Source organism: Brevibacillus porteri (genome assembly GCF_003013475.1).
Lineage (GTDB): Bacteria > Bacillota > Bacilli > Brevibacillales > Brevibacillaceae > Brevibacillus > Brevibacillus porteri.
In genome coordinates, this window is the sequence record NZ_PXZO01000010.1 from 81154 (window position 1) to 106979 (window position 25826).

Below are 25826 nucleotides of genomic sequence, written 5' to 3' on the forward strand. Positions count from 1 at the left end.
TGAGGCTTTTTGAAAAAAACCGCTCATCCGAACGACTGAACTAGTCCAATCATGACCAAAAGTCCTAGAATGAACGAAAAAGTCGCGGAACGAGCATGACCATCTCCATGGCTTTCGGGGATGAGCTCCTTGTAAACGATGAATAACATCGCGCCTGCGGCAAAGGAAAGTCCATATGGCACCAGCCCTTGTACCACAGAGGTCAGGTAATAGCCACAAATCCCAGAGACGATTTCGACTGCTCCGGTCATCGTAGCCAAAATAAACGCCTTGAGACGACTAACCCTTTGATTGATCAGGAAGAGAGCGACCAGGAAGCCTTCTGGTGCATTTTGCAGACCGATCGCAAAAGAAATCAGGCCACCCAAGCCCGACTGTTCACTCGAATAACTCACGCCAACGGACAAGCCCTCCGGAATATTGTGCAAGGTAATCGCGGACAAAATCAGCAGCGATTGCGAATCCATCGAAATGTTGATTCTCGTATGCTCCAGATCGATATGCGGGACGATGCTTTCCAACACCGTAAGCAACAATGTTCCAGTAAGCACTCCCAAACAGACGATAATAAATGGCGCGCTATGAAGTGCCTGTGGGATCAGACTGAAAGTCGAGGCAGCCACCATAATTCCAGCCGTAAACGCCAGCAATATATCCCGCCATCGATGGGATACCGACTTGAAAAAAAGGATAGGCAAGGCGCCCACTCCAGTAGCCATGGCAGAAAGAAAGCTACCTATCAGTAGTTGTTCCATGTGTGTTCCTCCACGTAATAATGCCGCTCTTCAGATGATACCATTTAGGTTCACGTAAAAAGATATCCGGAACAAACGGCCTTCTACTATTCATATTTCCCGAATGGAGACGGTACGCCTTTTTGTTAGGCCTTTTTTGTTAAGCGGATCACATCCAGCAAATCGATTTTTTGTCTTGTTTTTTCATGATACAGCCATTTTTCCTGAACATGATCCACAAATAAAATTCCGTCTAAATGGTCGATTTCATGCTGCATACAAACAGCAAGGAATCCGTCTGCTGCAAGGATCATTTCCTCGCCTTTTCTGTTCAACGTCTTTACCTTTACATGCTCGGCTCTCTTTACATTGCCGTAGTAACCCGGAAAAGATAAGCAAGCTTCCATTCCGATTTGTTCGCCACTCTTTTCTATGATTTCCGGATTGATTAGCTCCATTAATCCATCTCCGCAATCCATGACAATCACTCTGCGAAGAATTCCTACTTGGGGTGCGGCAAGGCCAGCACGGCCGTCCGTGGCATATAAGGTTTCAGCCATCTCATCCAGTAGCTTGAATGTTCTTGTATTCAGGTCATCCACTGGCTTGGCTACTTTGCGCAAGATCGGGTCTCCAAAAGGCAAAATCTGTTTCACTGCCATCTTCTTATGCTCCCTTCACTCTATTAGGCGGTGTATATGCCCACAAGTCATTTGGTGTACACTCCAGAGCTGTACAGAGTGCATCAAGTGTCTCGGCTTTCATTTGTTTGGGTTGACTGGTTAGTAAAGCACTGATGGAGGCTGGAGACAGACTATAATTTGCTTTCTCTTTCAACAACCTCGCTAAAGCGGCTCCCGTCCAAACTCCTCTTTCTGCCATTACTTTTCGCAACATCCAGATAAGCATCTTTTCACCCCTCGACCTTTAGGTGTTAGCTAACTTTATTAGGCAACACCTAATATACCATATTTTCCTACGGAAATAAAAAAACGCCAAATGCTTGGCGTTTTTGACGTTCTACGTTTCCGATCGATATGTTTTTCCTAACTGATCACTCAGACCAAAATAATGGCGGAAGTTGTAGATCAGCGGATTCCATGCTTGAGGGTTCACGTGATGAGCACTTTGGACAATCTGTTTGTCTGCATGGACGTGACGCACTTCTGTCTCCACAATCGCAAACATGTCGGCATATTCCGGAAAACGGATTGTGCGGACAACTGCTTCGAGTTGAAGCGGGCATTCTCCCACTCGCTTTGGACGAACGATATCAGAGTCAACAGGAGTCAGCTTGGCTGCCTGAAACTTATCTGCTTCATAGCGGAAGCCCAGTTCTTTTTTATAAGCGGGTACGGGATTGCGGCCTGTTAGCGGAGCCAGCGCTTCCACTTGCTGCCACATGGAGGCATCTGGCAAATTGATAACACACTCGGGCCGCTGACGCAAATTGTCCAATCCATGCGAACCAAACCCGAGTCCCAGAATAACATAATTCCCCAACGCCCATGACGATGAAATGGGGCTGATATTCGTTGTTCCATCTTCATTTTCAGTCGTCAACAGGACGACGGGAGTTCCGTAATACAAAATCTTCGGTTGGATGGTCGTATGGCTAGTCATGAACATAGCCTCCTTTGACTAGAATCACTCTTGCTACGACTTATTCTAGTCGAGGATTATTTCCATCGCGCTCGAAGTATGAATGTATGCTTACTTCCGCAAATTAGCGTGCTCCAGCTTTTTGCAGGATTTGTACAATCTCGTCATAGCCACGTTCTTTTGCACGATACAGTGGCGTTTTTCCTTCGCTATCCGGGATGTTCACATCAGCACCGTGGTCGATTAACAGTTGGACCATCTCTTGTTGTTTTTTTCCACCATCATTCAATACGATGGCTTCCATCAATGCTGTCCATCCCGGATTGTTCACATGGTTGACGTCTACATCCGTCCGGGTAAGAAGTTCCTTTGCTACTTCTACATACCCATGTTCTGCCGCTGGAATCAAAGGAGTTCCTCCGAAACGGTTGTAAATCTTCGTATCTGGACCTGCATCGATAACCAGCTTTAAGATTTCTAGGTATCCTTCTGCTCCCGCATACAAAAACGGATTATCTTGCCGGTCGTCCTGAATGTTGATGTCAGCTCCTGCTTCAATGAGGACTTTCACGGTTTCCACATGGTTGCCGTGTGTAGATGCCATCGCCGCTGTTCTTCCACGATCATCCTGTGCGTTTATCTCAGCCCCTGCTGCCAAGCTAGCCTTGACTTCATCGGTTTTGCCCTCAGCTGCGGCTGCGAGCATTTTATTGTTCCATGCTTTTATTTCCTCTTTAGACAGAGACGGCTTTTGCGGCGGCGGTGGTGTAGGTGTTTGTGTTGATTGCTGCTGTTGTTGCTGTGCTGTCGTGACTGTCGGAGATGTTGTTGTCGGTTCATCCATGCAGCCAGTCAACAGCATGCCGAATGGGATCGCAGTGAGAATGAGTCGATACATATGGTACATTCCTCCTCGGTTCGTCATTGTGATAAAGGTCTAAGCCCGGTTAAACACCGAGCTTAGATTGCCTGTTAAAGGTTTTGTTCGTTGTTACTTTGTCGTGAAGGTAAGACCTGCCCATTGCCCTACAGGCGTTGATTTGGTTGGAAGCAAACAGTTCATCATGCGGATCACTGCTCAATCTTACTTCCAGTGTAGTTGGGTTTACTTCATTTACGGAGCGAATCGTCAGTGGCTTGATCGCTTTCGCTGTAAACTTGGAATCTTTGATATCAGCCCAATCCGTTGTAACGGTGTACTCTACACCTGGAATCAGTGTCTCACCTTCTGGCAAACGGAATTTTGGTTCCTGACGACCATCTGTATTTTGGGTAAACGGAACGTATGTGGCAAGGATCGGCTCACCGTTTTGTGGTGTCAAGGTTACTTGTGTACCGCGCAAGGATGAGATGATTTGGTATTCTCTCCCTCTGTAACGGTTGTCCTCATCCAATTCAAAATCAAGGCCGCCTCGTTTACCTGCATATGCTTCGATCACATTTCCGTAATCGGTTACGCGGTCACCTAGACGAGACTCGAGCTCAAACGTATCATTGGACACTTGACGCGCTTCTCGCTATCCATCTTCAGAACGTTAAAAGGAACCGCTACCCCTGTTCCAAGCATCGACGCGAGTAAAAGTAGTGAGAGGTGCTTTTTCATTTTCTTCATACGATCATCTCCTTGTCTACGATGGGGGATCAACCCTCAGAATCTATCGTAGTCGGAAGAGATAAACTCCTACTAAACCTGTTCTTAATGAACTATTTCCTAAAGATTAACTTTTTCTAAAAAAATGACAGGGGAAAGAAGAAAAAAAAACGCCAATCACTTTGGCGTTTTTGCGTTCGTTTATTCGATTATGCCTACACCTTAAATCGGCGAATCATGTGTTGCAGCTCTTCTGCCATATTGGAAAGAGCTGTCGCTGACGAAGCGATTTCCTCCATGGAAGCGAGCTGCTGCTGTGTAGCAGCGGAAACGTTTTGCGTGCCATCAGCAGTCAAATCGGAAACTTCGCTGACCAGCTCCATCGCCTGTACGACCTGTTCGGAATGGGCAGATACTTCCTGGGCGGATGCAGACACGTCGTGAATCTGGTCGGCTACTGTGCCAATCGAGTTCTGAATATGACCGAACGTTTCGCCCGCACGATGAACGACGCGAATTCCTTCTTGTACTTCCCGGGTGCCTGTTTCCATCGATTCGACGGCGACTTTTGTATCTGTCTGAATCGTACTGATCAACTGCGCGATTTTTTGGGCGGACTGTGCCGATTGCTCTGCCAGCTTCCGTACCTCATCTGCTACAACCGCAAATCCACGGCCGTGCTCTCCTGCGCGTGCTGCTTCAATCGCTGCATTGAGGGCGAGCAGATTGGTCTGATCCGCAATGCCTGTAATGACTTCGATGATTTCTCCGATTGCTTGAGAATGATTGCCCAGACCATCTACCACGGATGAGAGCTCACGCATGGAGGTATGGATCGCATTCATTTGTTGAACCGCTGCCTGAATCGACTGGTTCCCTTCTCCTGCCATATTGGCTACTTCGCTCACCAAATTGGATGTTTGCTGTGCGTTGTTTGCGATTTGACGAATTCCTCGTGACATATCATCAATGGATTTCGCCCCATTCTCTACACTCGCTACCTGACGATCAACTCCTGCTGCCACTTCTTGAACAGTAACAGCAATCTGTTCGGTTGCCCGGCTCGTCTGATCTGCGCTTGCCGTCAGTTGCTCTGCCGATGCGGCTACCAGCTCCGATGTCCCACCTACCTGACGAATGACAGAAGTTAAACTGGTCGCCATTTCATTAAACGAATTCGTCAGATCCAAAATTTCGTCACGAGTTTTGACAACCAATGGCTCTGCTCTCAAATCTCCATCAGCGACTTTCTTCATCTCTTCCATCAAACGCTGGATCGGTTGACGGATATTTACGGTCAGCCAGATAGCCAGTGATATACCTGCAATCACAGAGACAACCATGACGATGAGCATGTCCCGTTTTACGGATGCGTACATTTCTGCGCTTTCCGTGCCAACGCGTTGGGCTCCTTCGCTGTTATACGTAATCAGTGCATCCAAGTATTTTTTGCGTTCAAGAAACAGTTCACTGCTTTTTTTCTTGATGAGCTCCAGCTCAGCCATGTCTGCATCGCTAGCAGCCTTTCTGATATCCACTCTTTTGCCGATTTCGACGAACTGAGGGTTGAATTCTTCGTATTTTTTCAGAGCCTGCTTCAATCCCTCATAATTTTGGCGGTCCTCTTCACCGACAATCGTTTTTTCATAGCTGGCCAATAGCCCGTCAATATAGGCAAATTGGTCATCCACTGTTTTTACGTACTTGTTCTTGTCATCCATGTTCTCTGTTGTGAGCATGGTTTGAGTAACTCCGTAAATGGTTTCCAGCGTCATGTTGATCTTCAGAATGTCTTCTAATCCCGGGCGCCAGCTTGTATTCATTTCCACCATCTTCTGGTTCATTTCCTGCATCTTTACAATACTTGTTATTCCCGTAAAGATAATGATGACCAGGACAAATGCGAATGCACCGCCCAGTTTTTTTCCGATCGTCCATTTCATTTCGTAAACACCACTTTTCTTAACGTAATGATGATAGCGTAATCTCCTTTTCCCGCCCAACTGATGGAATAAACCTTATTGCGCACAAAAAAATTGATCTTTACACAAAAATTTAAATCCACAATTCAGAAAACTCCTGTAAGATAGATGAAAATAAAGCGGAATGGAGGACGGTTGATGCAAAACTACGATGTCATTATTGTTGGAGCAGGATCGATGGGAATGGCAGCTGGCTACTATCTGGCGAAACAGGGTGTGCATACACTCATGATCGATGCCTTTGATCCCCCACACACGCTGGGCAGTCATCATGGGGATACCCGTATCATTCGTCATGCGTATGGAGAAGGAAAACAGTACGTCCCGCTTGCGTTGCGAGCGCAACAGTTGTGGTCAGAATTGGAACTAGCATCCGGCATGCCGCTCTTCGCCAAAACAGGTGTTTTGAACGCTGGACCCTTGCATTGTCCTTTCCTGAATGAAATTCGGGAGAGCGCCGAGCAGTACTCCCTTCCCTTAGAAGTACTTAGTGCCAATGAGGTCATGCAACGCTGGCCAGGAATCAATCTGCCTGCTGATTACTACGGCTGCCTGGAGCCTACTTCAGGTGTGCTTTATTCTGAAAACGGCATTCGTGCCTATCGAGAGCTCGCCCTTGCCGCAGGAGCTACACTGTTGACCAACACGCCAGTCACGCAGTTGGAGCCAGCAGGAAATGGGTTCATCGTGCATACGGAATCTGCCAGCTACCACGGGGATAAAGTCCTTCTATCCGCCGGTGCTTGGAATGGTTCTCTCCTTGACTCGTTGGGCTTGTCCATCCCGCTCACCCCTACACGCAAAACGGTCGCCTGGTTTGGTGCAGATGAGAGCCAGTACAGCGCGGATGAATTTCCCGCTTTCATCTTTCGCCTTTATGACTCCATGTTCTACGGATTTCCCAGCTTTGATGGTAGTGGTGTAAAAATCGGACGCCATGACGGAGGACTAGCCATCGATCCTGATAAACTAGAACGTACCTTTGGCACCTATTTGTCGGACGAAGGGGATGTTCGTTCCTTTTTGGAAGCGTATATGCCTGGGGCCGCCGGACCATTGCGACAAGGCAAGGTATGCATCTACACCATGACGCCTGATGAGCATTTCGTCATTGACCGTCATCCTGAACATCCACAGCTTGTATTTGCAGCAGGCTTTTCCGGGCACGGTTTTAAATTCGCCAGTGCGATCGGAGAAGCGACCAGCCAACTGCTGGTAGAGGGAGCATCTTCCCTTGACTTGTCTATGTTTTCTTGGAAGCGATTCTCCTGAACACACACAAATGAGCGAAAAAAGCCTCTCGCCGCATTTTATGGCAGGAGGCTTTTGTTCGTTTTACCACTCCCAAGACAAAGATCCGATCTGCGCTGAAATTCGACTGCTCACTTGTATGGGAAGTCCAGAAGCTCGCATGGTGGAACGACCGTTGTCGTAGGGAAACAGGTAGGCGAAACCAGGCCGAGTCGCCTGATTGACCAGATAGGCAGACCTCATTGCTCCCGCTCTTCGTTGTTCATTCAAAAATGCTACCATCTCACTCGCTCGTTTGATCCCCGCACCATGTCCGTAATACAAGCCATTGCCGAGCACGACTGCATTTTCTCCTTGCCACTGAGGTGTCGCGCGATCGTAATCAGGATTGGCAAAATAAATCACATCACCAGGCAAGAAGGTATTTGTCCGCAATGTTTGCAAGTCTAGATCCTGATCGTACCGCCAGTCATATAGTAAGATGTCCGCAAACATTCTCTCAAAATCGGGTAAACGAATGGACTGTAGGACTGCATGATAAATAATAACGACCATCGCGGTTGCGCACTCTGTAGCGTATTTCTGGCCCTCACGAAAAATATTAATAATCCCGCTGGATGGCAACACTCCCGGTCGCAAGCGGAATCCGCCCTGGTCTGTTCGAATCCAGTAAGCTGGATTGGCACGAGATTCTTCAAAAGTAGAAAAGGCCAGGCCGCTTTCGTTCAGTGCCAAGGCAGACCTCACCAGATGATCGCGCATTTTCAGTTCAAATTGCAGGAGCTCAGGAGTCGGATATTCAAATACTTCATCACTTCGTGCCATAATCGCTACCGTTTCACGCTGTACCGGATTTAATCCCCATTCCGCTGCCAACGAGGCGGGATTAGCTGGTCTCCCCGCTATGACGATCATATACAACCTCCCCTTCACACACTGTCCTTCTTATTTGTATGCGAATGCCCATGTCCAAGTGATCGACTAAGAAAAACCATGAGTCAACATAGTGGAGGAGAAGAAAAAGCACAGTTCTCTACGACTCTGACACGCCAGCATGGGGGATTCACTGGACGTCTCCACTACAAAAAGGGGACCGTCGAGCCAAAGCCACCCTACGGGCGGAAGATTCTCAAGGGAGAAGTGTTCGACAAGCGTGGTCCCCTTTTTGTAGTTCCGACTGGGTAGGCGTTGTCAAGGTCTACGAGCCCTGTGCTTTTTCTTCCTCACTAGCCTTGTGCGTTGATTGGTACCTTCTAATAAAAAAATCCCCCACCTGTTTGACCAGACGAGGGATCCCTTTTTAGCCTTGTGCTTGCTTGATTGCATGTGCTTTCGGAGTCGTGACATGCTTTAAACGCGAGAACATATAGCAGCCGACAATGACGATTACACTGCCGAGTAATTGGATGATGGTCATACGTTCCCCGAGCAAAAGAAAGGCGAGAATGGCTGTAAAAATAGGATTGAAATTGAGGAACATACCGGCTGAGGTTGCGCCTACCTTTTGCACACCGATATTCCACAACACCATGCTGACGACAGTCGCCATTACACCAACGTAGAACAACGACAGCCAGAACGTCCAGTCTGTGTTGCTAATCGTAAATGTGGTGACATTAAAGGGCAGCATCAGCGCGACACCGAAAATCCCCGAGTACAGTGTGGACATCATCGGCGAGACCGTCTTCATCGCCCAACGCCCGCATACGGAGTAAATCCCCCACATGGCGACAGCGGCGAGCATCCACAAATCACCCGTGTTAAAGTGCAATTGGGACAAGTGTGCGAAGTCTCCTTTTGTCATCACCACAAGGATGCCTGCAAACGAGACAAGCATCGCGACAATCTGCAACGGTCGAATCTTTTCACCCACCAGCAAAAAGGAGAAAATCGCGATCGAAACCGGATTCAGCGTGGACAATAGACCGACATTGGTCGCGTCTGTCCGCTCAAGTGCCCAGAACATGAATAAATTAAAAAGTGCTACGCCTGTCACTCCCATCACTATCAAAGGAAGAAGTGCCTCTCGCGTTGGAAAAATCCGTTTTTCGCGTATCCAAACAACCGGCAACAAGCAAACAACAGCAATGAGCCAGCGCAAATTGGTCAGCGTCAAGGAAGACGCGTGCCCGACAAGGAATTTACCAACAACAAAATTTCCTCCCCAAAGGAAGCTGGTACAGAGTAATAGGACGATATATAGCGGTCTCATGTTGCCTCCTGCCAAGATGAAAGAGTTATGGAGCTTTTATTTGTCCTCTATCATACACCTTTCGCCAGCATTTGGGCGGTCATGTTGCACTTTCCATTTTTATCCTTTTGTAAATAAAAAAAGGGGCTATCTAACAGCCCCCTTCCTTCACACAGCCAGCCACGACATGATCACCGGCAGCAAGGTAAACGCCCACACCACCGTAATCATCGCTCCGGCGATCACAGCCAAAGTCGCACTGCTTCCTTCTGTTTCCCCACGTTCAAAAGCTTTGACCATCCCCAACGCATGTGCACCCATTCCGTACATCAAGCCGATGGACACAGGATGACGGAGCCTCATTCTCTTGATGATTTTAGGAGCTAAAAAAACGCCTGTAAAGCTGGTCAGCATCCCGAAAACGGCCGTCATCGTAGGCAAACCGCCAATCGCCTCCGTTACGCTCACCGCAATTGGCAAGGTAATCGAGCGAGGAATGACGCTAAGCGCCGCTTCTTTTCCCAATCCGACTAACATCGTCGTGGAGACACCTGCAATGATAGCGATGAGGGAACCCGTAGCAAGACTCGTCAAAATCATCCGGCGATGCGCCATTAACACCGACCAATTTCGGTACAGCGGAATCGCAAACGCCACTGTGACTACGCTCATCATCTCACTAATGAGCGAGGTCGCTTCACTGTACACCTGATAAGGAATACCTGCGAAAAGCAAAAACAGAATCAAACCGATCGGCGCCAATATGGCCGGAGAAAACAGCAGAGACGGTCTTTTCTTGTTGAACCGTTTTGCTGCATAGAAGAAAACGAGTGTCAGGAGCACGCTAGACGTTTTCCACAGGATCATGCTGTTTCACCTCTCCACGATTGAACATACGCTCAGCAATAACACCTGTCGAAATCATCACAAGCGCACAACCGCTTACGACTACCACAAGGACCAGTAATCCTTTTATTCCTAATAACCATGGATATTGCATCATCCCGACCAGCGATGGTACGAAAAACAGGATCATCTGCGAGAATAACAGAGTCGCCCCTGCTTCCACCCACTGTAGACGAATCAAGCCGGTATATAGACAAATGAACAAAAGCGCGAGTCCGATCAGACTGCCGGGAACAGGAAGGTGAAAAAACGAGCTCACCCATTTCCCGAGCCAGGTGAAACCGAACAATAGCAAAACTTGTGCAATGATGGAGAACCATCTTTTCATCGAGACCACCCCAGTTGCTCTACAAAGGTTGTTCAAAAAGTCACCTTTTGAACGAGTTACCTTCATTCTAAGCCGTCTCGATTCCATTCGTACAATACATAAAAATCATCATTTCTATTCCATTTGGTTATGGCTGTACATTTTCTCTACAAACGATATGAAAGCCTTTGTCGCATGCGATAAATACCCTTCTTTTCGATAAATCAAAGCATACTGCCAGTCAATCACTGGGTAGGAAATGTTGACGGTGTGCAAATTCCCGTTATTCAAGCGTCTCACGATGGAGCGTGGAATGAGTGATATCCCTAGTTGAGTAGCCACCATCTCTCCGACAAAATCCCATAAAGAGCTCATGTAAGCGACTTTCGGTTCAAAGCCGGACAGCTTGCACGCTTGGCGCACTACATCGTGCATCGCGTACTCTTCGGTAAACAAAATGAAAGCCTCGTCCTTAAGCTGTTCCAAGCTCACCTCATCGGCTCCCGCCAGCCAATGATCCCGATGAACGATCGCGACGAGGTCCTCTGCGAGCAAGGGAACCGCCACAAATTTCTCCTGATCCGTTGGTAGAACGGTTAATGCCACCTCAATGCTTCCTTGCTCCATTTGGATTTCAAGCAGCTTGGCGCTGTATTCCTTCATCTCGATATCGATGCCTGGATACTGCTTTTTAAACAAGGCAATCACATTCGGCAAGAGAAAAGAACCCACGGTCGGCATCATACCCAGCTTGACCCGACCACGCTCGACATTTCGCAATTCTGCAATCGATGACGACATACCTTCCATCAGCTGCAACACTTTGGTCGCATAGCTGTAGACCATTTCCCCTGCGTCTGTCAGATCCATTTTCCGCTCCGTCCGATCCAGCAGAACTACCTCTAGCTCTTCTTCCAATGCCTTGATCATTTTGCTGATAGAAGGCTGGGAGACGTGGAGGGATTGCGCGGCCTTCGTAAAGTTTTTATGTTTGACTACTTCCACAAAGTAATGCAGCTGTCGAATATCCATGGTGCCCTCCGTCTTCGTCCAATCAAAAGCGTTAGCTACAGATTACCACAGGCGAGAGTATGCAAAAAAGCCAGGTACGCAGTCGCGCCCTGGCTTTTCCTCCAGCTTGAGTTACTTCACGGTTACCTGTATTTTTACGACTTTTCCATTATACGTAGCGGCAATCGTTGCGCGACCTGCTTTCACAGCCGTGAGCTTGCCATCCGCTACAGTCACAACGGAGCTGTTCGTGGAGATCCAGTCTGCATCGACTGTGACATCGACCTTGGTTTTGTCGGTATAGACAGCAGATACCTTCAAGTCTTTTGATTCGCCGACTTTGAGATCTGCCTTTTTCGTGTCAAATTCTAGCTTGGAGATAATAGCAGACTCTACAGGGATCGAGATTGTCTTTCCACCGTAAGTTGCTTTGATTCTCGCTTTGCCAGAACCTACAGTTGTCACGACTCCGTTTTCAACTGTGGCGACTTTTTCATCGTCGGATGTCCACTTGGCTTTGCTTGTTACATCGACCTTTTCTTTGCTAGACAAGATAGCCAGCAGCGTAACCGACTGGGTAGTGCCTGGACGCAGATACAGCTTTTTCTTATCGCTGTCCAGCTTAGAGACGACATCCACCTCTACTGGAATGGATACGTTTTTTCCACCGTACTTCACTTTGAGTTTCGCTGTGCCCGAACTTACTGCTGTAACCAAACCATTCGTGACCGTTACGATTTCCGTATCATCGCTTTCCCACTCTGCATTGGCGGTTACATCAGAGGTAGACTTGTCTGAGAAGGTTGCTGTTGCGTTTACCTGCTTCGTGCCTCCCACGTTGAGAACCAGTTTCTTCTGGTCAGCAGTGAGCTTGGAAATCACATCGATCTCAACAGGGACACTCACACTTTTGCCCCCGAAGCTTGCTTTCACTCTTGTTTTACCGGAACTAACAGCGGTTACCAAGCCTTTTTCAACGCGTGCGATGTCACTGTCAGAGGAAGTCCACTCTGCTTGCTGTGTGACGTCTTCCGTTGTTTTATCCGTGTATTGCACGCGGACGTTCAACTGCTGCGTCCCCGCTTTTTTCAATTTTATTGTCTTTGTATCAACCACAAGCTTGGAAATCTTCTTCTGCGTACTTGTCGTCGCAGAATTTGCCAATGCCGGTACTTGGCCGACACTGGAAAAGATCAGCCCAACGGTAACAGCCGTAGCGAGCATACCTTTTTGCCAGTTTCTCATGCTCACATCCCACTCCTTTTCCTCTCTACTTTTCCACCATTTTCTATATCGGCTAAACTGCCGTACTTGTTGAATACAAAATGGCAAAGAAAGTCATGATTCTTCTGCCCATGTCCCTGCCAAAGGAGCAAAGTGCTGCATCGCCAAAGCTCCTGCCCCCATCACGATTGCCTCCCCCTTCAAATCGGAAGGAATGACGCGAAATTTCCCCTTGAATGGCTCCCAGATCACTTGATCGCTATGCTCCTCGACCAAATCAATGATTTCGCGATAATTCTCCACCAAATCACCGCTTACAATCACGGTATCTGGATTGTACATGCATACAATATTGTTAATCGTGATTCCGAGGTACAACGCGGTACGGGAGACGATTTCCTTCGCCCAGCGCTCTTCGTTTCTCGCTGCCGCGAACACCTGACGGACATCACTGACATCCTTCACCCGACGCGCTTCCATGATCAAAGAATTTTCGTCTATGTATGTTTGCAGGCATCCGCGCTTTCCACATTCACACAGATTTCCATTCGGATCGAGCGTCGTATGCCCCAGCTCTCCTGCGCTATTGGAGCCTCCGCGAAACACTTCGCCATTGATAATTAACGCAGAGCCGATACCCGTGCCAATGCCGATCAAGGCTGTCTTGTTCGAGCCTTTGGCAGATCCGTACAAGTACTCCGATAGGATTTTCACCTTCAAATCGTTGTCGATAACGGTTTTGATTTTCAGCCTTTTTTCAATCAAGCTAGCAAACGCTACGTCCTTCCAGTCCAGCGTAGTGGATAGCTGAACAATCCCTCGCTCATAATTAATCACCCCTGGCATCCCAATGCCGATCCCGACCACTTTTTCTAACGGAATGCCTGTCTGGTTGAGTATCCCTTCAATCTCGTTACAAATCAGTTCAGCCGTCTCTTCCGGTGTAGAATCCTGTGTTTTATGATCCATCCGGTGCTGTGCAATAATTGCTTCGCTAAAGTCCATGATCCCAAAGCTGATGCGCTTTTTTGCCATGTCCACGCCGATTGTATAAATGGCCCCCGGCTCGATGTCGAGCATAATTGCCTTCCTGCCTACACCTGATGAGGTTAGCTCTGTCTCTCGAATCAGTCCTTCTTCGCACAGTTCATTTACAAATCTGCCAATCGAGGTGGCGCTCATCCGCGTAATTTTGGCGATTTCTGCACGCGATATCGGTCTCTGCTTTTTGATAATGTCGAGGATCATTTGCTTGTTATGCTGCTTGGTCACGTCCTGATCTTGCTTCATGATTTTTTTCATCTTACAAAACTCCCATCTTGCTTGAATTCCCGGTAGTATTCCTGCGCGATTATTCTCACACTACCTGTCGCCATTTATTACGTCAACTGGGCCAAACAAAAACCATCCGAATCACCTCGGATGGTTTCTACGTTGCTATCACTTGTTGTTGTTCAAATCATACGGTGTCTCTTGGTAAACGTAATAGTTTAACCAGTTGGAAAACATCAAATTCGCATGTGCGCGCCAAGTGACAATAGGCTCGCGATTTGGGTCGTCCTTTGGATAGTAATTACGCGGAACAGCAATATCCAAGCCTTTGTTCACATCCCGCTGGTACTCATCTTGCAGGGTGGTCGGATCATACTCGGAATGTCCTGTCACAAAAATTTGTCGACCATCCCTCGTCGCTACGATGTAAACCCCTGATTCATCAGACTCGGACAATATCTCCAATTCAGGCACTTGCTCGATGTCTTCCCTGCGATTTTCGGTATGCCTGGAATGCGGAATGTAGAAGTAGTTATCAAATCCGCGGAACAACTTCACCTTTTGCTTATTGAGTGTATGAGGGAAGATTCCGAACATTTTTTCTGGCAAAGGATGCTTCGGAACGCCAAAGTGGTGGTAAAGGCCCGCTTGTGCTCCCCAACAAATATGCAGGGTCGAAGTGACGTTCTCCATTTTCCAATCGAGGATTTTTGTCAGCTCCTGCCAATACGTGACGTCTGTAAACTCGAGCTGTTCCACTGGTGCTCCGGTGATGATCATGCCATCAAATCGCTGGTCACAGATCTCCTCAAACGTTTTATAAAACATCGATAAATGTTCTTCCGACGTATTTTTGGACGTATGACTGGACATGTGCAAAAGCACGATTTCCACCTGTAGCGGTGTATTCCCCAGGAGGCGGAGCAACTGTGTTTCCGTTGTTTCCTTCACGGGCATGAGGTTGAGAATGACGATCCTGAGCGGTCGTATGTCCTGTGTGAAGGCACGGCTATCCTTCATCACAAAAATATTTTCTTGGGCGAGTATTTCCGTTGCAGGCAAATCGTCGGGCAATTTGATTGGCATAAAGATCCCCCTTTCCATCCTTTGAACACAGGTAGAAAAACAATAATCCGACAAATTCGACAAAAATACTAGACTTCCTGCCAATCCCACAGGGGAAAACGAAAAGATCCCCTTGCAAGCAAGTTGCAAGAGGTCTCTTTCCTTAAATCCAGCCGCGCCCTTCCATCGCCTCCGTAATTCGCAATAGCGAGATCATATAGGCTCCCGTGCGCAAGTCTACCTTGTATTGATCAGAGAGTTCTTTCACAGCACGATAAGCGTTAATCATTGTCGTTTGCAGCTTTTCGTTTACCTCAACCTCGGACCAGTAGTAATTCATCAAGTTTTGCACCCATTCAAAATAAGAAACCGTTACGCCACCTGCGTTGGCGAGAATATCTGGGATCACGGTAATCCCTTTTTCCCGCAAAATGGCATCCGCATCCGGTGTAGTAGGTCCATTTGCTGCTTCTGCAATCCACTTGGCCTGAATGCTGTGGGCATTCGCTGCTGTGATGACATTTTCCAATGCGGCCGGGATCAGAATATCCACTTCCAGCTCTAATAGCTGTTCATTGGAGATGACCGTACCACCTGCATACTCCAAAATGGTGGCGTTGTCTTTTAACTGCCCTACCTGTTCGATGTCCAAGCCAGCAGCATCATAAATACCTCCACGTGAGTCACTGACCGCCACGATTTTGAAGCCCAGCTCTGTCAAAAGTCTGGCAGCAATTCTTCCCGCGTTGCCGAATCCTTGAATCGCGACGGTTGCTTGTTCTGGCTTGCGTCCAGAATCTTTAAGCGCCTCTAGTATGGTAAAGACACATCCGCGGGCAGTCGCTTCGTTTCTTCCTTTGGAACCGCCGACACTCAGCGGTTTTCCCGTGATCACTCCCGGAGAATAGGTGCCTTTTAATCGACTGTACGTATCCATCATCCACCCCATGATTTGTGGGGTCGTATACACATCGGGTGCAGGTATGTCTGTCTCCGGTCCGACAATATCAGCGATAGCTTCCATGAAGCCGCGGCTGACTCGTTCCAGCTCGTTTTTGCTGAATTCGTGAGGATCACATATGACGCCACCTTTTCCACCGCCATAAGGAAGACCAACCACGCCACATTTGAATGACATCCACATGGAGAGCGCCTTGACTTCATCCATCGTCACATCCGGATGAAAGCGAATCCCTCCCTTGGTCGGCCCTACTGCATCATTATGCTGAGATCGGTAGCCTTCAAAGACACGCACGCTACCATCGTCCATCTTGACAGGAAAACTGACAGCCAATACTCGTTTGGGTCGCTTTAAAATTTCTACAGCATCGCTTCGCAATCCCAACAGTGCCGCTGCAGCATCAATCTGTTTCTGCACAATCTCGTATGGATTCAGGTTTTCTTTCTCTACAGTATTTAGCATCTCTCTTCCTCCCCAATACTTTTCACACGCATTTTCCACATCACCTTGGCGCAGAGCTAAAGGATGAATGGAGTAATTATATACGATGCAAGTAAATTCAGACAATTTATTTTCTTTGTTTTCACATTATTGTGTTATTTTTGGGAAACAAATAAAAAACGCCCGATGCATCCTCTCGACACATCAGACGTTTTTCTCTTATTTTTTCAAATACGTCTTCATCAGCTTTGTTTTCGTCTCCCACATCTCTTCGCTGATGTGCAGACGGTAATGCTCCGGATTCAGCATGCGCAAGTATTCAGGCCAGAACAGCTTGAGTTGCTCACGATGGTAGTTGCGAATATCTTGGAGGGTCGGCAGTTCATAGACCAGTTCCCCATCCACAAATACCGGAATTAGCAACGACTCTGCCTGGTAGTTCTCCAAATGCTTGCTCAAATACGTATGGCTCGGATGGAACAAATGGAGAGGTCCTCCATCATCGACTGTTGTTTCATGTGGGAAGCACATATAGTCAGCAATCGCTTTGCCTGTTTCCGGATCAATCAATCGGTACATATCTTTGATACCTGGCGTTGTGACTTTTTCCGGATTCCCGGAGATTTTGATGGTCGGCTGATATTCTCCGTCCGCTCCTTCACGCGCCACCAGCTTGTATACGCCTCCGAGTGTCGGCTGATCCGCTGCCGTGATGAGCTGCGTTCCTACTCCCCAGCTATTTACGCGTGCCCCTTGTACCTTCAGGTTCATAATCGTGTGCTCATCGAGATCGTTGGAAGCGACAATTTGCACATCGGTCATGCCTGCCTTATCAAGCATTTCGCGAGTCTTGCAGGACAAGTACGTCAAGTCGCCACTGTCCAAGCGCACCGCAGTCAGCTTTTTGCCTTGTTTCTCCAGGCGTTTTCCGACCTTAATTGCATTAGGCACGCCGCTTTTGAGCGTATCATACGTATCGACCAGCAAGGTTACCTGTCCTGGTAGAGCTGCTGCGAAGCGCTCAAATGCTTCTTCCTCACTCTCAAAGCTCTGTACCCATGAGTGAGCGTGCGTCCCTTTTGTCGGAATGCCAAACATTTTCCCTGCCAGCATATTCGAGGTCGCGTCGAAACCCGCCAAATACGCTGCCCGCGTCCCCCACAACGCAGCATCTGCCTCCTGCGCCCTTCTTGTTCCGAACTCCATAAGAACATCATTGCCCGCCACGTTTTTAATCCGCGAAGCTTTGGTCGCAATCAACGTCTGGTAGTTCATGTAGTTCAACAGGGCCGTCTCAACCAGCTGTGCCTCCATGACACGCCCCTCTACGCGAATCAGCGGCTCGTTCGGGAAAACCACGGTACCTTCCTTCACGGAATAGAGCGAGCCCTTAAAACGAAGCTGGCGCAGCTCTTCCAAAAACTTTGGATCGTAGTTCTCCTCCTGCTCACTCAAATACTTGAGATCGCTTTCTTCAAAGCTCAAATTTTTTATATAAGAAACAATGCGTTCCAATCCGGCAGATACGGCGTATCCGTTTCCAAAAGGTAGCTTTCGGAAAAATGCTTCGAAAACGACCTTCTGATTGTGCGTTCCGTTCACCCAATGGGCGTACATCATGTTGATCTGATATTTATCTGTGTGTAGTGCCACACCAAATGATTGCATGTCACTGAGGCCTCCTGTGTATTCCTTTCTATCATCATACCAGAAGCGTCCGCTGGTGCCCATCCGCTGTGGAGGATATGAGGGAATGTGGTATAGTATGGGGATAAAAAGAGAAGCAATCGTGCAGGCTGGGAGTGAGTATAAGTTGAACAGAAAAGTCGTTACGATTAGTAAAGGTTTGCCTAAAAGTAATATGTACAACGGTAAGGAATATCTCTCCGGCATTTGGAAGGAAGAAGCCAATGAGCTCGTTGTCCGTTCCGAGAAAATTGATGACGATGATATCGCGAATCCAAAGTACCACGGCGGCCCAGACCGCGTCGTCTGTGCGTATCCTTTTGAACATTATGCCCATTGGGAGAAGTTATTCGGCCAACCACTGACCAATGCGGCATTCGGAGAAAATCTCACGCTGGCTGGCATGACCGAGGAGCAGGTCTGCATCGGGGATGTATATCAATTCGGTGATACCATCCTGCAAGTGACCCAAGGCAGATTTCCTTGCGCGACCATCAACAAGCGCAACAACAATAACCAGCTGCTCAAAGCGGTGGTAGAAATGGGCTATACGGGCTATTTCTTCCGCGTCTTGCAGGAAGGGACGATCAAGCCAGACTCCAAGATTACCCTCATCACTGCACATCCAAAACAAGTAACGGTAGCGTCGATTCACCACTTATACTTCCACGACAAGTCACCATCCCAAGAGACGATTCAGCGTATGCTTGAGGTGGAGGAATTGGCGCAACCTTGGCGAAAAAAACTACTGGAAAAACTGGATAAGTAGCAGTAATAGCGAAAGGAACGTCTCATGCGAATTAATAAGTTCATCAGTGAAACCGGCATTTGCTCACGAAGAGAAGCCGATAAATTAATCGAGGCCAAGCGTGTGACGATCAATGGCCAAGTCGCGGAGCTGGGAAGTACGGTTGCATCAGGAGATGATGTGCGCATCGATGGACAGCCGCTCGGTTCCAAAAAGAAAGATGTCTACATCGCCTTGAACAAGCCTGTCGGAATTACGTGTACCACTGAACTGCACGTCAAAGGCAACATCATTGATTTCGTCAATCACCCGGAACGTATTTTTCCTATCGGGCGACTGGATAAGGATTCGCAAGGTCTCATCCTGTTAACTAATGACGGGGATATCGTAAACAAAGTTTTGCGTGCTGAGAACAATCATGACAAAGAGTACATCGTCACCGTAGACAAGCCCATCACGGCGAATTTCTTACACGGAATGGCAAACGGCGTACGTATTCTCGGAACAACTACAAAGCCTTGCAAAGTAACCAAAGTCAGCGACCGCGTCTTCAATATCGTGCTGACGCAAGGGCTGAATCGGCAAATCAGACGGATGTGCCAGGCTTTTGGTTATCAGGTGCGAAAGCTTGAACGGGTACGTATCATGAACATTATGCTGGGGAATTTGAAGTTGGGGCAATGGCGCAATCTGACGGCCAAGGAATTAACTGATCTGAATAAAAGCTTGTGAAATAGGGACGGGTTGGAGTCTGTATAGTGGCTCCTTCCCGTCTTTTGTATTTGTATGTGAATCTTTGGTTTTTACTGAAAACTCTCGTTTACACGCTCCCCGTCTCCGTTTACCATATAAAAAAACCATACGAGAGAAAAGAGGTGGAGAGATTCTCCCCGAACACTTTTTGGGGTGAATCTTGCGAGGATGAAACTGGTTTGTGTCGATTGCAGCAAGGAAGTGCCCGCCCATTTATTTGACTACCAATGCACGTGCGGTGGCTTGTTTGACATCATTCACGATACGTCAGCCATCGATGCCGAACAGCTGAAGCGCGTCTTTCATGAGCGGCTTTCCGAGCGCATTACCCCTTATGCGAGCGGAGTATGGCGCTATAAAGAGCTGATTTTCCCCGAGCTTCCTGAAGAGTACATCACGACTAAGTACGAAGGAAATACAGGGCTATACGCATCTGCACTCATCCAATCCTATGTAGGAAGCAACAGCAAGGTATGGCTGAAGGCACAAAGCGAGAATCCGAGTGGTTCATTCAAAGACAACGGGATGACTGTCGCCGTGTCACACGGGCGTTCACTAGGCTATCAACGCTTCACCTGCACATCGACTGGCAATACCTCTTCCTCTCTCGCCATGTATGCTGCACTCGCCCATCACGAATCGTACGTGTTTGTCCCGAACAAAAACATTTCCTTGAATAAAGTCATGCAAACACTGGCCTACGGAGCAAAGGTCATCAGCTTTGATGGTACCTACGATGATGGCATCCGTTTTTATGAGCAATACAGCAAAGAGCTCGGCCTCTACATCTGCAATTCGATCAATCCATTCCGCATTGAAGGGCAGAAGAGTATCGTGTACGAAATTGCGCAGTACCTCAACTGGAACCTTCCCGATTGGGTGGTCATCCCTGGAGGAGCATTGAGCAATGTGACGGCTCTCGGAAAGGGCTTGCAGGATTTGAAAAACCTCGGCTTTATCGAAAAAGTTCCTCGGGTGGCGCTCGTACAAGCGGAAGGTGCTAGTCCATTCCATCGCATGGTCGCAGGCGGACACACCGAGCTGACACCTGAACCGAATCCATATACACGTGCCTCTGCGCTCAACATCGGCAATCCACCCAGCTGGAAAAAGGCACTACGTACTTTAGAAGAAACAAATGGTGTTACCTGCTCCGTGACTGATCGAGAGATTCTCGACGCCAAAGCATGGGTGGATAAGAGCGGGATCGGCTGCGAGCCTGCCTCTGCTGCTACGGTCGCCGGATTGCGCAAGCTCATCGCAGGACAAGTAATCGACAAGGACGAAACAGCCGTGTGTATTTTGACAGGAAACATGCTGAAGGACACTGATGCACTGCAAGAGTATCATTTGGGGGAATCGGCACAAGCGAGCTATCCAAATAAAATTATCTCGTCACAGCTTACGTTGAAAGAGATTGGCGCCATGCTTTCGTAACAGCTCATCTGTATTTTCTTTCGTCAACATACGCGAATTATTTGCTATCCTTTCAATATCCTGTTATGCTAGTAGAGAATTATTTTTGTTCGAAGCAACGGATAGCGTAGATAACAAATTTTCGTCTAGATGATCCTGCGAGCAAGGATAGTAATACATGTGTGTTACACACTAGGAGGCAATAACAATGGAACAAGGTACAGTAAAATGGTTTAACGCAGAAAAAGGTTTTGGTTTTATTGAGCGCGAAGGTAAAGAAGACGTATTTGTACACTTCTCTGCTATCCAAGGCGACGGTTTCAAATCCCTTGACGAAGGTCAAAAAGTTACTTTTGACGTAGAACAAGGCCAACGCGGACCACAAGCTACTAACGTTCAAAAAGTTTAATATAGCCATACACAAAAAACAGACTCCTGTAAGGGGGTCTGTTTTTTGGTTGTTTGAAACACAAATAAAAAACCCTACTCACGTAAACGGAGTAGGGAATGCTACAGAACAGTAAATGGTAGACTCAGTATAACACAGTACCTATCGCTTCCTAAAATTTTTATATTTTCAAATATAGATTATTGAACCGCAGGCAGTCTAGAACGTTGAATATCTGTAATTTGCCCCCGTGCTACACGCAGCAGCCCTTCTTTTTCCATTTTCTTTAGTGTCCGGCTAATCACCTCACGAGCAGTCCCCAGCTCAATTGCCAACTGATCATGTGTAATGGCGAGCGAATCATCCTCCGCACTTGTATGCTCGATCAAATATTCGGAAATCCGAACCCGAATGGATTTAAAATGAATATCGTCAATCAAGTTCGACATGATAATCAATCGCCGCGCAAATGATTGAAAAATATACTGGCGAAAGCCTTGATGCTTCTCGATCCATTTCTTATAAATCTTCGTCGGGACGTTCAAGACCATACTCGGCTTCTCCACGCAGGCCGAAGCTTCATACACCGTTTCTCCCAATATACTAGACGCGATGAGTGGGCAGCACTCGCCAGTCGATAGCCTGTACAACGTAACCTCTCTTCCATCGCTGCTCAGTTTGAAAATGCGAACCAGCCCATCCAAGATTAATGGCGCATTCTCCAAAAACTCGCCTTCATCAATGGTAAAGTTGGCTGGAACCGTAGTGATGGAGATTCCCTCCTCTTGCCACTCTTCTAGAGTAAGTGCTGCCAGACTTGGAAAACGTGCAAGGACTTCCGCAATCTGCTCCTTTTGCATATGGACGAAGAACCTCCTTGTGAAAAAAATAACTTGGTGACAAAGTCACAGATTACCGATACAGATTTTTATTATTATTGCACTCAAGAGGCACGAACACAAGAACACCCTGTTTAATCAGAAATCGCTTCGTTAACACTACCGAACGATCATCATGAAACGAAGGAGATGTATGTAAATGAGTACTTTTGTATAGGTTCATGGAGCTTGCCAAGGTGAATGGGTATGGGAAAAAGTAAAACCTGCGCTGGAAGCATTGGGACACAAGGTCGCGACGTTGGACTTGCCTGGAAGTGGACAAGACATGACACCTCCTCAGCAGGTAACACTGGATATCTACGTCGAGAAAGTATCTGACCTGATCAAGCAACAAAACGATAAAGTAATCCTTGTCGGACACAGCATGGGTGGCGTCGTCATTACGCAAACAGCTGAAAAAGTACATGACAAAATTGATAAGCTCGTCTACCTTTGCGCATTCTTGCCGAAAAACGGGGAAAGTCTCATAAGCAAGTCTGAAGGAGAAAAAGGCCCGGAATTCGAATTGAATGAAGCCGACATGACGCTGGCTCCGAAGCTCGAGACTGTGGAAGGGACATTTTTCAACGCGGTTGAAGATGAGGCACTGAGGCTGGCGTCGATGAAGCGTTGCCGTCCGCAAGCGCTGGCTCCGTTTACACAACCAGTGCAAATTACCGAGGAGAAATTCGGAAGCGTTGATCGCGTCTATATTGAAACAACTTTAGACAACGCGATCCCAATCGATTTCCAACGCAGAATGAACACAGAAACACCTTGCAGCAAAGTCATTACACTGGAAGCCGATCATGCGCCTTTCTTGTCCAAACCAGAAGAACTGGTGAATCATCTCGATCAAGTAAGCAAATCATAAGGTAAGGAAAACAAGGCTGTCGACCATCATGTCGGCAGCCTTTCTTCATTCCTTTCTATCCAACAGGCGAACCGTACGGACGAGCCTTTGCAATCCATCCCGCAGCTGTTGTTCATTCAAATAAGAATAACTGATGCGTATCCAAGAGCTTAACTCTCGCAGCGGGTCACAGATCGCACCGGGTACAAACGTAATGGATTGCTCTATGCATTTGCCCAAAAGACTTTCTATCGGGACGGAATCAGGAAGCTTCACCCATAAATTAAAGCCCCCTGGTGGGCTGGTCCACTCCCAGTCGGTCATAGACAGTTCTTCCTCCATGATTTCCCGGCGAATGGCCAGTGCAATCCGCAGCTTCGCCAAATGCTGCTGCATCCGTTCGGAGAAGAAATAATGCAAAAAAATCTTTTGATTCAACAGAGGCGCTCCACTGTCAGACAGTGATTTCGCTTGAATCAAATACTTCATAATAGATGGCCGACATGCCACAGTTGCAATGCTTAGCCCCGGTGCGATGTACTTGCTAAAGCTGCGCAGATAGATGACATAGCCCGCCGTGTCGTAAGAAAAAAACGGCAGTGGAGGCTCATCGCCGAAGTAAATATCGCGGCACGGATCATCCTCTACGATTAGACACTGATACTTCGCAGCCAGCTCCACCAGTCTCTTCCGTTGTTCAGCCGGAACTGTATAACCCGTTGGATTATGAAAGGTCGGATTGAGATAAAACAGGCGCGGTTTTTCTTTTTGCATCAACCGTTCAACCTGCTCCAAATCATATCCATGCGGCGTAATCTCGATGGGAATCATATTGGCGCCCTGTCTTCTGAATACATCAATGGCAGGACTGTAAGTAGGTCTCTCAATCAACACGACATCACGCGGCTTTACAAGGACTCTGGCAACCAAATCAATCGCTTCCTGCGAACCAGATGTAATCATCAGCTCATCAGGTGACAGGTGAAAATGATAACGGCTGATATAATAACTGCACAGTGCTTCCCGTAGCTCCTGATCTCCCTGTGTGGTTGAGTAGGTACCCAGTACCTTTGGATACAAATCAAACACTTTCTTCACGTACTCGGAAAAATAAAGATTGGGCAATAAATTCGGATCGATTAATGCTTTGGAAAATTGATAAGTCGCCTGCACCTGATGTATTTCCGAAAGGTGACTCTTGTGTACATAAGCAGAAACGATTGGATCATCCATCGACTCTACTGGTAGCAGGCTGCTCGGTTGTACATAATACCCCGACTTATCCTTCACATACACATGGCGGTTTTGCTTTAATAATTGAAATGCTTTAAAAACCGTCAGGCGATGCACCTTCAATTCCAACGCCAACGTTCGAATAGAAGGAAGCTTTTCATGTGCCCTCCATTCTTCGCGTCTGATCCGGTCCAACAGAAATTCATACACTTGCTCGAACAGCTTATCAGAATGACTGTTTGAAAGAGCCTCCCTTTTCATGCAAGCTCCCCCCTTTCCCCCATAATAATGGATTGATCTTCGTATCTGTTCTATTCCACTTCATCTGTTCTATTCCCTACCCTTTATGATGAGGAAAAGGGAGGAATCATAATGGTACTACTCAACTATGTGGTCATGTGCTTGATATTCGGAACGACTTTTCTGGCAATCAAAGTCGGGATTGATGCCGGAGCGCCGCCGTTTTTCTCAGGAGGACTTCGGTTCTTTCTGGCAGGTGTCATTTTGTTTTCATTTATGCTCTGGAAAAAACAGGCGCAACTATCGCTGCTGCTTCATAAAGAGATGTTTCTTACCGGAATTGGTTTAACGTTTGGGACATTTGCTCCCTTGTATTGGGCGGAGCAGTATGTAAGTTCAGGAATTGCAGCGATTCTATCGGCAACAGCACCTCTCATGGTCATGCTGCTTCAGACAATTATTACTCGGCAAAAGCTCCCCGGTATTGCGTGGGCGGGTTGCTTGGTTGCCTTTGTCGGTGTCTTTTTGCTGATTTTACCGGGTGTGACCATCTCATTCAGTCTCCTTTGGCTTACAGGGTGCATGGCAGTCATATTCGGGCAAATCTTTTATTCTGCTGGTGCAGTTTACTCCCGTAGCGTCATCCAACGGTTTCAAGATACCTCACCCATCGCTTTGAATGCGGCACAGATGATGTATGGAGGAGCCATGCTACTTGTCTTATCGTTATTTACAGAGCAAGTGCATATCGAATCGATGCTCACGGCTAATGCGATCCTCTCGCTCCTGTACTTGATCGTCGTTGGTTCCATGATGGGGCACACCATTTTCTATTGGCTCGTGGCCAAGACCAACCCTGTGTTTCCATCCACGTGGCTCTATATCTCTCCGTTGATTGCCTTAAGCTTGGGCGTCATTGTGTACAATGAGCCGCTTTATCTCCTGTCGTTGGTAGGGGGAATTACGATTATTGTCGGCATTATCCTGATTAATAGGGATGGCTTGAAGCAGTTGATGGGTAAAAAGGCAAACAAGCTACGAGACGTAAGCCATTCATGAAAAAGAAGGAGTACCACAAGAAAGCTTAGCGCTT

The 25826-nt window shown here is 47.5% G+C and carries 25 protein-coding genes and 1 pseudogene; 7 read left to right on the forward strand and 19 right to left on the reverse strand.

The features are described from left to right. Positions 1-23 precede the first annotated feature (23 nt). The 7 genes from C7R92_RS07335 to C7R92_RS07365 form a co-directional block, all read right to left on the reverse strand. On the reverse strand, positions 24-755 hold the full coding sequence (locus C7R92_RS07335) for a ZIP family metal transporter (protein ID WP_017249988.1): 732 nt from the start codon (positions 753-755) through the stop codon (positions 24-26). Between the two features lie 125 nt (positions 756-880). Beyond that, positions 881-1396 (reverse strand): peptide deformylase, encoded by a 516-nt coding sequence (gene def, locus C7R92_RS07340; protein WP_106833738.1) that lies wholly within the window; start codon positions 1394-1396, stop codon positions 881-883. A 4-nt stretch (positions 1397-1400) separates the two neighbouring features. Further along, entirely contained in the window at positions 1401-1643 is a 243-nt protein-coding gene (locus tag C7R92_RS07345; RefSeq protein ID WP_106833739.1) for a helix-turn-helix domain-containing protein, read from the reverse strand. 111 nt (positions 1644-1754) lie between these two features. After that, positions 1755-2357, reverse strand: a complete 603-nt coding sequence (locus C7R92_RS07350; RefSeq protein ID WP_106833740.1) for a flavin reductase family protein — start codon at positions 2355-2357, stop codon at positions 1755-1757. A 103-nt stretch (positions 2358-2460) separates the two neighbouring features. Further along, positions 2461-3234 carry an ankyrin repeat domain-containing protein gene (locus C7R92_RS07355; RefSeq protein ID WP_106833741.1) on the reverse strand — a complete coding sequence of 258 codons (774 nt, stop codon included), beginning with the start codon at positions 3232-3234 and terminating at the stop codon, positions 2461-2463. A gap of 49 nt (positions 3235-3283) precedes the next feature. Further along, positions 3284-3838: a hypothetical protein gene (locus tag C7R92_RS07360; RefSeq protein ID WP_244195680.1), complete on the reverse strand. Its 555-nt coding sequence runs from the start codon at positions 3836-3838 to the stop codon at positions 3284-3286. Positions 3839-4142: 304 nt separating this feature from the next. After that, a complete protein-coding gene (locus tag C7R92_RS07365) occupies positions 4143-5870 on the reverse strand; it encodes a methyl-accepting chemotaxis protein (protein WP_106833742.1) in 1728 nt (575 codons plus the stop codon). Between the two features lie 177 nt (positions 5871-6047). On the opposite strand from C7R92_RS07365, the gene solA reads away from it, so the two are divergent. Then, entirely contained in the window at positions 6048-7181 is a 1134-nt protein-coding gene (gene solA, locus C7R92_RS07370; protein WP_106833743.1) for an N-methyl-L-tryptophan oxidase, read from the forward strand. Between the two features lie 63 nt (positions 7182-7244). Here the strand turns inward: solA and C7R92_RS07375 are convergent, their stop codons facing one another. The 10 genes from C7R92_RS07375 to C7R92_RS07425 all read right to left on the reverse strand — a co-directional run bounded on the left by C7R92_RS07375 (position 7245) and on the right by C7R92_RS07425 (position 18206). Continuing rightward, positions 7245-8075 (reverse strand): protein-glutamine gamma-glutamyltransferase, encoded by an 831-nt coding sequence (locus C7R92_RS07375; protein WP_069846911.1) that lies wholly within the window; start codon positions 8073-8075, stop codon positions 7245-7247. A 385-nt stretch (positions 8076-8460) separates the two neighbouring features. Next, a complete protein-coding gene (locus C7R92_RS07385; protein WP_167403192.1) occupies positions 8461-9372 on the reverse strand; it encodes a DMT family transporter in 912 nt (303 codons plus the stop codon). A 147-nt stretch (positions 9373-9519) separates the two neighbouring features. Beyond that, positions 9520-10218 (reverse strand): LrgB family protein, encoded by a 699-nt coding sequence (locus C7R92_RS07390; RefSeq protein ID WP_106833746.1) that lies wholly within the window; start codon positions 10216-10218, stop codon positions 9520-9522. Beyond that, complete coding sequence (locus C7R92_RS07395; protein ID WP_017249977.1) at positions 10196-10585, reverse strand: CidA/LrgA family protein; 390 nt, start codon at positions 10583-10585, stop codon at positions 10196-10198. The genes C7R92_RS07390 and C7R92_RS07395 overlap by 23 nt, the downstream gene beginning before the upstream one ends. A 114-nt stretch (positions 10586-10699) precedes the next feature. Continuing rightward, the gene (locus tag C7R92_RS07400; RefSeq protein ID WP_017249976.1) at positions 10700-11596 is read right to left on the reverse strand and encodes a LysR family transcriptional regulator; all 897 of its coding nucleotides are present in this window, start codon (positions 11594-11596) and stop codon (positions 10700-10702) included. A 111-nt stretch (positions 11597-11707) separates the two neighbouring features. Further along, positions 11708-12820: an Ig-like domain-containing protein gene (locus C7R92_RS07405; RefSeq protein WP_069846922.1), complete on the reverse strand. Its 1113-nt coding sequence runs from the start codon at positions 12818-12820 to the stop codon at positions 11708-11710. Positions 12821-12913: 93 nt separating this feature from the next. Beyond that, a complete protein-coding gene (locus C7R92_RS07410; RefSeq protein ID WP_106833747.1) occupies positions 12914-14101 on the reverse strand; it encodes an ROK family transcriptional regulator in 1188 nt (395 codons plus the stop codon). A gap of 138 nt (positions 14102-14239) precedes the next feature. Beyond that, complete coding sequence (gene metA / locus C7R92_RS07415; RefSeq protein WP_106833748.1) at positions 14240-15157, reverse strand: homoserine O-acetyltransferase MetA; 918 nt, start codon at positions 15155-15157, stop codon at positions 14240-14242. Positions 15158-15299: 142 nt separating this feature from the next. Then, on the reverse strand, positions 15300-16559 hold the full coding sequence (locus tag C7R92_RS07420; protein WP_106833749.1) for a Glu/Leu/Phe/Val family dehydrogenase: 1260 nt from the start codon (positions 16557-16559) through the stop codon (positions 15300-15302). Between the two features lie 198 nt (positions 16560-16757). Then, positions 16758-18206, reverse strand: coding sequence for a nicotinate phosphoribosyltransferase (locus C7R92_RS07425; protein WP_106833750.1), 1449 nt, complete (start codon positions 18204-18206; stop codon positions 16758-16760). A 145-nt stretch (positions 18207-18351) separates the two neighbouring features. On the opposite strand from C7R92_RS07425, the gene C7R92_RS07430 reads away from it, so the two are divergent. The 4 genes from C7R92_RS07430 (at position 18352) to C7R92_RS07445 (ending at position 21550) form a co-directional block, all read left to right on the forward strand. Beyond that, positions 18352-18993 (forward strand): MOSC domain-containing protein, encoded by a 642-nt coding sequence (locus C7R92_RS07430; RefSeq protein WP_106833845.1) that lies wholly within the window; start codon positions 18352-18354, stop codon positions 18991-18993. Between the two features lie 24 nt (positions 18994-19017). Then, on the forward strand, positions 19018-19704 hold the full coding sequence (gene rluF / locus C7R92_RS07435) for a 23S rRNA pseudouridine(2604) synthase RluF (RefSeq protein ID WP_017249969.1): 687 nt from the start codon (positions 19018-19020) through the stop codon (positions 19702-19704). Positions 19705-19893: 189 nt separating this feature from the next. After that, positions 19894-21162, forward strand: coding sequence for a threonine synthase (gene thrC / locus C7R92_RS07440; protein WP_106833751.1), 1269 nt, complete (start codon positions 19894-19896; stop codon positions 21160-21162). A gap of 187 nt (positions 21163-21349) precedes the next feature. Further along, positions 21350-21550, forward strand: a complete 201-nt coding sequence (locus C7R92_RS07445; protein WP_007721941.1) for a cold-shock protein — start codon at positions 21350-21352, stop codon at positions 21548-21550. A 179-nt stretch (positions 21551-21729) separates the two neighbouring features. Here the strand turns inward: C7R92_RS07445 and C7R92_RS07450 are convergent, their stop codons facing one another. Next, entirely contained in the window at positions 21730-22389 is a 660-nt protein-coding gene (locus C7R92_RS07450) for a Crp/Fnr family transcriptional regulator (RefSeq protein WP_106833752.1), read from the reverse strand. A gap of 178 nt (positions 22390-22567) precedes the next feature. On the opposite strand from C7R92_RS07450, the pseudogene C7R92_RS07455 reads away from it, so the two are divergent. Continuing rightward, a pseudogene (locus C7R92_RS07455) lies at positions 22568-23281 on the forward strand (alpha/beta fold hydrolase). 45 nt (positions 23282-23326) lie between these two features. Here the strand turns inward: C7R92_RS07455 and C7R92_RS07460 are convergent. Next, complete coding sequence (locus tag C7R92_RS07460) at positions 23327-24754, reverse strand: aminotransferase-like domain-containing protein (RefSeq protein ID WP_106833753.1); 1428 nt, start codon at positions 24752-24754, stop codon at positions 23327-23329. Positions 24755-24865: 111 nt separating this feature from the next. On the opposite strand from C7R92_RS07460, the gene C7R92_RS07465 reads away from it, so the two are divergent. Next, entirely contained in the window at positions 24866-25792 is a 927-nt protein-coding gene (locus tag C7R92_RS07465; protein ID WP_106833754.1) for a DMT family transporter, read from the forward strand. Positions 25793-25826: the final 34 nt, after the last annotated feature.

Coding starts and splice junctions, on each gene's coding strand:
- C7R92_RS07350 (WP_106833740.1), bottom strand. CDS start 2,357: ATGACTAGCCATACGACCATCCAACCGAAGATTTTGTATTACGGAACT.
- C7R92_RS07335 (WP_017249988.1), bottom strand. CDS start 755: ATGGAACAACTACTGATAGGTAGCTTTCTTTCTGCCATGGCTACTGGA.
- C7R92_RS07460 (WP_106833753.1), bottom strand. CDS start 24,754: ATGAAAAGGGAGGCTCTTTCAAACAGTCATTCTGATAAGCTGTTCGAG.
- C7R92_RS07395 (WP_017249977.1), bottom strand. CDS start 10,585: ATGAAAAGATGGTTCTCCATCATTGCACAAGTTTTGCTATTGTTCGGT.
- C7R92_RS07400 (WP_017249976.1), bottom strand. CDS start 11,596: ATGGATATTCGACAGCTGCATTACTTTGTGGAAGTAGTCAAACATAAA.
- metA (WP_106833748.1), bottom strand. CDS start 15,157: ATGCCAATCAAATTGCCCGACGATTTGCCTGCAACGGAAATACTCGCC.
- rluF (WP_017249969.1), top strand. CDS start 19,018: ATGCGAATTAATAAGTTCATCAGTGAAACCGGCATTTGCTCACGAAGA.
- C7R92_RS07465 (WP_106833754.1), top strand. CDS start 24,866: ATGGTACTACTCAACTATGTGGTCATGTGCTTGATATTCGGAACGACT.
- C7R92_RS07425 (WP_106833750.1), bottom strand. CDS start 18,206: ATGCAATCATTTGGTGTGGCACTACACACAGATAAATATCAGATCAAC.
- thrC (WP_106833751.1), top strand. CDS start 19,894: ATGAAACTGGTTTGTGTCGATTGCAGCAAGGAAGTGCCCGCCCATTTA.
- solA (WP_106833743.1), top strand. CDS start 6,048: ATGCAAAACTACGATGTCATTATTGTTGGAGCAGGATCGATGGGAATG.
- C7R92_RS07420 (WP_106833749.1), bottom strand. CDS start 16,559: ATGCTAAATACTGTAGAGAAAGAAAACCTGAATCCATACGAGATTGTG.
- C7R92_RS07450 (WP_106833752.1), bottom strand. CDS start 22,389: ATGCAAAAGGAGCAGATTGCGGAAGTCCTTGCACGTTTTCCAAGTCTG.
- def (WP_106833738.1), bottom strand. CDS start 1,396: ATGGCAGTGAAACAGATTTTGCCTTTTGGAGACCCGATCTTGCGCAAA.
- C7R92_RS07385 (WP_167403192.1), bottom strand. CDS start 9,372: ATGAGACCGCTATATATCGTCCTATTACTCTGTACCAGCTTCCTTTGG.
- C7R92_RS07405 (WP_069846922.1), bottom strand. CDS start 12,820: ATGAGAAACTGGCAAAAAGGTATGCTCGCTACGGCTGTTACCGTTGGG.
- C7R92_RS07345 (WP_106833739.1), bottom strand. CDS start 1,643: ATGCTTATCTGGATGTTGCGAAAAGTAATGGCAGAAAGAGGAGTTTGG.
- C7R92_RS07445 (WP_007721941.1), top strand. CDS start 21,350: ATGGAACAAGGTACAGTAAAATGGTTTAACGCAGAAAAAGGTTTTGGT.
- C7R92_RS07365 (WP_106833742.1), bottom strand. CDS start 5,870: ATGAAATGGACGATCGGAAAAAAACTGGGCGGTGCATTCGCATTTGTC.
- C7R92_RS07410 (WP_106833747.1), bottom strand. CDS start 14,101: ATGAAAAAAATCATGAAGCAAGATCAGGACGTGACCAAGCAGCATAAC.
- C7R92_RS07355 (WP_106833741.1), bottom strand. CDS start 3,234: ATGTATCGACTCATTCTCACTGCGATCCCATTCGGCATGCTGTTGACT.
- C7R92_RS07375 (WP_069846911.1), bottom strand. CDS start 8,075: ATGATCGTCATAGCGGGGAGACCAGCTAATCCCGCCTCGTTGGCAGCG.
- C7R92_RS07390 (WP_106833746.1), bottom strand. CDS start 10,218: ATGATCCTGTGGAAAACGTCTAGCGTGCTCCTGACACTCGTTTTCTTC.